This window comes from Pelatocladus sp. BLCC-F211 (assembly GCF_041928655.1).
Classification (GTDB): domain Bacteria; phylum Cyanobacteriota; class Cyanobacteriia; order Cyanobacteriales; family Nostocaceae; genus Pelatocladus.
In genome coordinates this window covers 91,178-97,893 of the sequence record NZ_JBHFLM010000129.1, presented here as the reverse complement: position 1 = coordinate 97,893, position 6,716 = coordinate 91,178, and the positions used below count along the sequence as shown (strand labels likewise).

The 6,716-nt window shown below is 41.7% G+C and carries 7 protein-coding genes; 2 read left to right on the top strand and 5 right to left on the bottom strand.

Annotation, left to right across the window (positions count from 1 at the left end):
* Positions 1 to 390: 390 nt before the first annotated feature.
* The 5 genes from ACE1AT_RS16120 to ACE1AT_RS16100 form a co-directional block, all read right to left on the bottom strand.
* Positions 391 to 861: a cupredoxin domain-containing protein gene (locus tag ACE1AT_RS16120; protein ID WP_374870026.1), complete on the bottom strand. Its 471-nt coding sequence runs from the start codon at positions 859 to 861 to the stop codon at positions 391 to 393.
* A 79-nt stretch (positions 862 to 940) separates the two neighbouring features.
* Positions 941 to 3,796, bottom strand: a complete 2,856-nt coding sequence (locus ACE1AT_RS16115; protein WP_374870024.1) for a M16 family metallopeptidase — start codon at positions 3,794 to 3,796, stop codon at positions 941 to 943.
* Between the two features lie 319 nt (positions 3,797 to 4,115).
* The gene (locus tag ACE1AT_RS16110) at positions 4,116 to 4,568 is read right to left on the bottom strand and encodes a VOC family protein (RefSeq protein WP_374870040.1); all 453 of its coding nucleotides are present in this window, start codon (positions 4,566 to 4,568) and stop codon (positions 4,116 to 4,118) included.
* A 127-nt stretch (positions 4,569 to 4,695) separates the two neighbouring features.
* The gene (locus ACE1AT_RS16105) at positions 4,696 to 5,208 is read right to left on the bottom strand and encodes a TIGR02652 family protein (RefSeq protein ID WP_374870022.1); all 513 of its coding nucleotides are present in this window, start codon (positions 5,206 to 5,208) and stop codon (positions 4,696 to 4,698) included.
* A gap of 30 nt (positions 5,209 to 5,238) precedes the next feature.
* A complete protein-coding gene (locus tag ACE1AT_RS16100) occupies positions 5,239 to 5,415 on the bottom strand; it encodes a hypothetical protein (protein ID WP_374870020.1) in 177 nt (58 codons plus the stop codon).
* On the opposite strand from ACE1AT_RS16100, the gene ACE1AT_RS16095 reads away from it, so the two are divergent.
* Together ACE1AT_RS16095 and ACE1AT_RS16090 are read left to right on the top strand one after the other, a co-directional pair.
* Positions 5,405 to 5,923: a gamma carbonic anhydrase family protein gene (locus ACE1AT_RS16095; protein ID WP_374870018.1), complete on the top strand. Its 519-nt coding sequence runs from the start codon at positions 5,405 to 5,407 to the stop codon at positions 5,921 to 5,923. The two genes, ACE1AT_RS16100 and ACE1AT_RS16095, sit on opposite strands and share 11 nt — an antisense overlap.
* Before the next feature lie 212 nt (positions 5,924 to 6,135).
* On the top strand, positions 6,136 to 6,261 hold the full coding sequence (locus ACE1AT_RS16090) for a photosystem II protein Y (protein WP_026721151.1): 126 nt from the start codon (positions 6,136 to 6,138) through the stop codon (positions 6,259 to 6,261).
* The last annotated feature ends 455 nt before the right edge of the window (positions 6,262 to 6,716 follow it).

Below are 6,716 nucleotides of genomic sequence, written 5' to 3'. Positions count from 1 at the left end.
CCTAAATCTTGTATAAATGTGGGAGTCAAAGAAAAATTTAAGAAATCGTTTCAAACGCGGTCGGGCAGTCCGTGTGTGCTTGTGGACGTATCCAAACGGGGAGATTTGAATACTTTGTATTCGGGTTTCTAGGGAGGACGGATGAAGCAAGAACCTCCGCACTTATAGGGCGGAGAGTGTCAAGTTCTGATTTCTTTCTGAGTTCTCCAGTGATAACTAATCAGGACTTACGCAAAAGTTGCCAAAAAGCTTAATTTATCGTAGACGCGCAAGCGGCTACCTGCGGAAGCCACTACTCTACGAGAAGCCGGACTTCGTCCGTCTACGTGTCTACCGTAAGGTAGAACGCCAAGAATTCGTAGAGTCTGCGTAAGTCCTACTGATAACTGTTCACTGAATTACAATATCTCCTGTCATCCCAGCTTCAGTATGTCCTGGGATGGGACAATGTAAGCCATACTTACCAGGCTTAAGTGGTACAAATACCCAATCAGCTTCAGCACCTGGCTTGAGTTCAATTTCATGGATGGCCCCTTTCACTTCCACTTTACCAGCTTCGACTTTTTGTGTCCAAATCCCATCAGCAAAATCCTTGGCAGTAAAGTAATGCTTTTGATTGCTAGGATTGGTCAGCTTAAGTTTGTACCGTTTACCAGCTACTAATTCTAAATGATTTGGCTCATACTTCAGCTCATTGGCAGAATTACCGAGGCTAACTGTAATTTCTGTAGGCGGCTGCTTCAGTAAATCTCCAGATAAGCTTGCTGCTTTCACTGGAGTAGCGATGAAGATTGTGAAACTTAGTAGGATTACAATTACAACGCCTATACGTTGTAACACTTCTAGGAATTTTTTTGTCATTAGTAATTTGTCCTTTGTAACAAGTAGTAAATATTAACCAATGACCAATGACCAATGACCAATGACCAATGACCAATGACTAATGACTATCTGCTACTACCGTTGGTCCAGCAGTCACAACAACAATTTTATCTGGATGGAGTAACTCACGACCTGCTTGATTTACTTGCTCAAGGGTGACTGATGCGATTTGATTTACAAAAGAGTGCAATTCTTTTTTATCCAATCCGTACACCTTGTTCATCAAAATTTTGTATGACAATTCATCTGGGTTGGCAAGGGAAACATTGTAGTTACTGATCAAGGTGCGCTTTGCTGTTTCCAATTCATCAGAGGTAACACCTTGCTGATGAATTTCTTCTAGTAGTCGGCGGGTACTGTTGATCGCACGAGTGGTATCTTCAGGTGCTGTTTGCATTTCAATCAAAAATATACCAATGTTTTGCCCTACTTGGAAGGTGCTATAAATTCCGTAAGTCAGACCTTGGCGATCGCGTATTTCTGCCCCCAGCCTACTAGATAAAGTATCACCACCCAATATATGATTTAACACTAAAGCTGCGTAATATCGCTGGTCTTTGCGGTTAATCCCTGTGTTACCCATGTAAGTAACAGCTTGGGTTTTACCTGGCAATACTGGATTGAGACGCACAATGTTGTTTGGTATTGGTACTACAGGATATTCTATTTTTGGAGCTTGACCACTAACTTTCCAGTTACCAAATTCAGCTTCAATGAGCGATCGCACATTATTCGGATCAAAATCTCCTACGAGTGTTAGCACTGTTGTATCTGGACGGTAGTGCTGTGTTTTAAAAGCAATTAAATCTTGTCGGCGAATGCGCTGCAAACTTTTTGGTGTCGCAAATTTGTGTAGTGGATGGGTTTTTGGATACACAGATTGCACAAATGTTCTTTTAGCAACTTCTGTAGGGTCGTCTAATTCTTCCTTCAGGTCTGTTAAAGCTTGTTGTCGAGTTAGTTCTAATTCTTTACCTGGAAAAGTCGGATTTTTGACCACATCTGCTACAATATGCAGGACAACAGGCAAGTCTCCTGCCAAGGCGCTACCTTGAATTTCTGTTCCTTCACGATAAGATTCAAAATCTAAACTAGCGCCGCGTTCATCTAAAGTTTTAGCGATCGTCAACACATCTCTAGTTTTAGTCCCGTTCATCAAGTTCTCTGCAACAAGAGATGCTAGTCCGACTTTATCTTCTGGGTCAAATTCATTACCAGCTTTAATATAACCGCTTAAAGTTACTGTTGGAGTACTGTTGTCTGGTAACAACAACACCTCAATGCCATTAGATAATTTGAATTGCTCTGGTAAAGTCAGGTTAGTGGGATGTGTTGTCAAATCTACAGGTGGTAAATATTTCATCACCTCTGTAGCTACTTTAGATGTATTATCTGAGAAATTTTCGTTTATGAGTGTGGAATGTGATTTTCCATCACTCTTTTGTGAAGCCTGGATTTGAGTTGGTTCAAAAATGCCAAATGAGCGTACTTTTGGTTTTAAGTATTTATTTGCAACACGCTGCACATCCGTAGCAGTTACCCGACGGACTGCTGCTAGATAGTGATCTGTATAGTGATAATCACCAGCTGTAGTTTGATCGTTACCTAGTTGCATTGCTTGACTAGTAATATCACGGTTATTCAAAACTACAGCAGCTTCTAACTGTGCTTTGGCGCGATTCACCTCTTCTACTTTTGCTTGCTGTGAAGCCAGAGTTGCGATCGCCTTTTGCATGACTGCATCAATTTTTTTCAAGTCTTCACCAGGTGTAGCAGTCACAGATAATTCATACCAACCAGCTTCCCGCAAACTTACAATAGAACCTGTGACATCAGTTGCCATCCCAGATTCTACCAATGCCTGATCCAGGCGAGAATTTCGTCCCTCTGTCAAGATGTAATCCATCACATCTAATGCTGGGATATCAGGATGATTCGCATCTGGTAAAGGATATATTGCTTGTAATAATGCATTTGCTCCCGGTTCGCGCAAGACAATGGGAGAGTGAGAAGCTTTTTGACTATTGACTATCGCTTCTTGACACTTGACTCTTGTACAGACGCGATTAATCGCGTCTGTACTGTTGACACTTGACTCTTGACTTTTCTGGATTTTCCCAAATACATCTTTAACAACTTTGAGAGTCTTCGCTGTATCAAAATCACCGACAATTACCAAGACAGCATTGTCGGGTCTGTAGAATTTACGGTAGTATTCTTGTACCTGTTTAACTTGAAATTTCTCAACATCAGCCTTAGTACCACCCACAGGTAAGCCATAAGGATGTTCAGGAAATACTTTTTGTAACACCGCACGATTCAAGCGATACTCTGGGCTATTTTCGTAACCTTGTAACTCAGAAATTACCACCCGCTTTTCACTTGCTAATTTCTCTGCATCAATCAGAGAATTTTCCATTCTGTCTGCTTCTAGCATCAGCAGGGCGTTGAGCTTATTACGTTCTGCGGTGCCATAATATGCAGTCTGATCATAACTAGTGAAAGCGTTGGAGTCGCTACCTAAAGCACTAAACAAACGCCCAAATTGAACCGGACGGTCTTTTGTGCCTTTGAACATCATGTGTTCTAATTGGTGAGCGATACCATTTACACCTGCTTGTTCGTTGCGAGAACCAACCTCATACCATACCTGTACAGACACTACTGGTGCTGAATGAACTTCCTTGGTCAGTACAATCAGACCATTTTCCAGTACTGTCTGGTCAACATTCTCTGTCACGTAAGTTTTGCTTGTTTTTTTTAATGCTTTTTCTTTATGTATTTTTACTATACTAGAAATTGCGTTAGTGTGACTGGTCGCTGATCCATCACTAAGTAGCAAAACCGCAATTAACCAGAGAGTTAACACAATAATTGATAAACGATATCTATGCAACTTTTTAAACACAGACATGTATTTGCTTGATTTCTCTGTAAATTAAATTACAGCATTTTTCTATGACTATAGTGTATTACTGCCGGGGATTTTGTTACCTCAGCAACACTACAGAAAAAGAATATTCTACAGAGAAAGCAATAAAATGACAACTAGCTGAGGATTGAATTTTTGGGAAAGGGATTGGGGATTGGGGAGCGGGGATTGGGGATTGGGGAGCGGGGAGCGGGGATCAGGAATCAGGGATCAGGAGACCTGTTGATTGTTTCTCCGCTTCACCGCATCTCCTACTTTCCCTTATCACCGTGTCTTATCCCGATCCCCGATTCCCGATCCCTTATCCCCGATCCCCCAATGTTGCTAAAACTCGAATTAATTCCAAGGGTAAGCCGTCAGCATCGGCGATAAAAGCGACTTCATAAATGCGATCGCCTATTTGCTGTTGTGTTGGTTCTAATAAAACCTTTAGTGGTTGTAAAGATTCTGGTTGATTTTGTGCAGCCACAGCAAAAGATTCTTTTAATTTTGCCAAGTAGCTAGGTAAATCGGTTGTGAGTTCAGTCAGATCAAAAGACAAGTGATAGTAACCGACATAATGTTCGTCAGTAAATGCATCTGGTGCTGGTTTTGGTTCGGGTATTTGAATCAGCTCTATTCTGCCGCTTAATCCTTCCATCCAACAAGCAAGGGTATAACCCGTGGTGAAGCGTTCACAAACTGTAAACCCCAGTTGTTCGTAGAAGGCGATCGCTTGATAAATATTAGCGGTACGAATAGAAGCGTGGTGCATAATTTTGTCATTGGGCATTGGGCATTGGGCATTGGGTATTGGAATAACCAACAATCGCCAACTAGCAAGTAGCAACCACTAACTAGCAATGATTGACCAATGACCAATGACCAATGACTAATAACTATTATTCAAATAATCTAAAATAAGGGTAGCGCACAGGCACACCAGGTTCTTTTTCCAAATCAAAATTAATTACTTCCCAACAGGGTTCGTCTGTGGAATCAGGGCTAAACTCTACTGGCAAACCATAGAGTCGCGCTGAAGTTCCTTCAGATTGTCCTCCCCGCCAAGGAGTGCTGCGTTCTAAATACCCACTCATCAACTCCTGATAGCGGCGAGCGATAATCACCCGTGTTGCTCGATAACCTTGTGTATATAATTTGTCTAGGGCTTCGTGAATTTCAAATCGAATGCCATCGGGATGGGTATGTTGCCGATACCATTCTCCGTCCCACCTGCGCCAATGACGCCCTGATTGCAAATGAATCAACTCTTCTGTTTTTGGGTTGGCTTCAAAGGCGCCATGACGAGGACACAGATAGGTATCTGTTAGTGTCAGTGCCGGAATTGTCTGTCGGCAGTGGGGACACTGGATGTCGGGACCAAATATAGGGTACTGCAAGCCTGGATTCATCATGAAGTGCGTATAAGAAGAATGGTTTTGTCTTCACCAGTGACGTTGGTTTTTGTTACGCTTCTGCGCCACATGATAAGGGTATCTACTGACTGCTGCCTCAGCGAACAGGCTCGAAGCCGTGATATTCTGGTTTTGCAACCAGTCTCTAAAGTTGGAATTTGTCCAGTGTTCCTGAGTACCATATTCATATTCTATCGTGTCTAACACTTCCTATTGGTCTTCTCCTGATATTTCTCAAGCTGCTTTCGTTGCACCTAACGCTGTTGTGATCGGTTTAGTGAATATAGCCGCCGGGGTTAGCATTTGGTATGGAGCAGTCATTAGGGGAGATGTGGAACGTATTGAAATCGGCGAATGCACAAACATTCAAGATGGAGCAATTCTACACGGTGATCCGGGTAAGCCCACAATCTTAGAAGACCATGTTACCGTAGGGCATCGGGCTGTGGTACATTCTGCCTACATTGAACGTGGTAGCTTGATTGGGATTGGAGCAGTGATTTTAGATGGGGTAAGAGTTGGCACTGGGAGCATAGTTGGGGCTGGCGCAGTCGTAACCAAAGATGTACCGCCCCAATCCCTTGTAGTCGGGACTCCTGCCAAGGTAATGCGTCAAGTCACTGACACTCAAGTAGCGGAACTAATCGAACACGCTGAACGTTACAAAAAGTTAGCTTTAGTCCATGCTGGAAAAGGGACTGATATTGGCTTTTAGCGCACCTCATTGAGGGACAAGGGGACAAGGGGGAGATGCTTAACAAGCAACGACTTAACTATTAACAATCAACAAATGACAAATGACAAATGACTAATTTTGTAACGAATCTTTACATATTAGTTGGGAAAAATTGTCCACTTCAGCTAAAAATGAAAAAATGAGAAGTGTTGACAATACTTTAACTTGTACTTAAGAGAGGACTACTAGATATGGACTTAGATATGCGTGTGGCTATTGTGTTGGCACCGGTTGCGATCGCAGCTGGTTGGGCATTGTTTAACATCGGTGCTGCTGCTTTAAGACAAGTACAAAGCTTTTTGAATAGAGAAGCATAAAATATACTCAGTATCATCAGTCTGATACCGACTGTTTCTTTTTATAAAAGCAGTCGGTTTTATATTATTAAATTTTTTATTTATTTGGCAAAATCAACTTTTATTATCCAGTGACCGTCACAAATTTACACAGGATACGGAAACTCAAGAATCTCAAAGATGCATAAATTGATTTGATTGCACCCATTCTTATATAGAAGAAGGCTTATTAAGGCTTAAGGCAAATATTAGGTTGGACATATCCGTAAATTAGATTTTGGCCTTTGATTCTAAAATATATAGGTCATATCAATATTGTGGATAAACCGATTTCATCTGTTGAGCACAAAACAACATACTCTAATTCTGTCAATGTGTATGTAAGTCCTAGTACTCTGTCTGGTAAATCTTTATGGGTTTGTAGTAAAAATTAAGCGTGCTTAATTGAGTGCTTAAGCGCTAACAACAAACTCCTC

Excerpts from the sequence above, each read along its gene's own strand:
- ACE1AT_RS16110 (WP_374870040.1), bottom strand. The coding sequence starts at position 4,568 with ATGCACCACGCTTCTATTCGTACCGCTAATATTTATCAAGCGATCGCC.
- ACE1AT_RS16090 (WP_026721151.1), top strand. The coding sequence starts at position 6,136 with ATGGACTTAGATATGCGTGTGGCTATTGTGTTGGCACCGGTTGCGATC.
- ACE1AT_RS16115 (WP_374870024.1), bottom strand. The coding sequence starts at position 3,796 with ATGTCTGTGTTTAAAAAGTTGCATAGATATCGTTTATCAATTATTGTG.
- ACE1AT_RS16120 (WP_374870026.1), bottom strand. The coding sequence starts at position 861 with ATGACAAAAAAATTCCTAGAAGTGTTACAACGTATAGGCGTTGTAATT.
- ACE1AT_RS16105 (WP_374870022.1), bottom strand. The coding sequence starts at position 5,208 with ATGATGAATCCAGGCTTGCAGTACCCTATATTTGGTCCCGACATCCAG.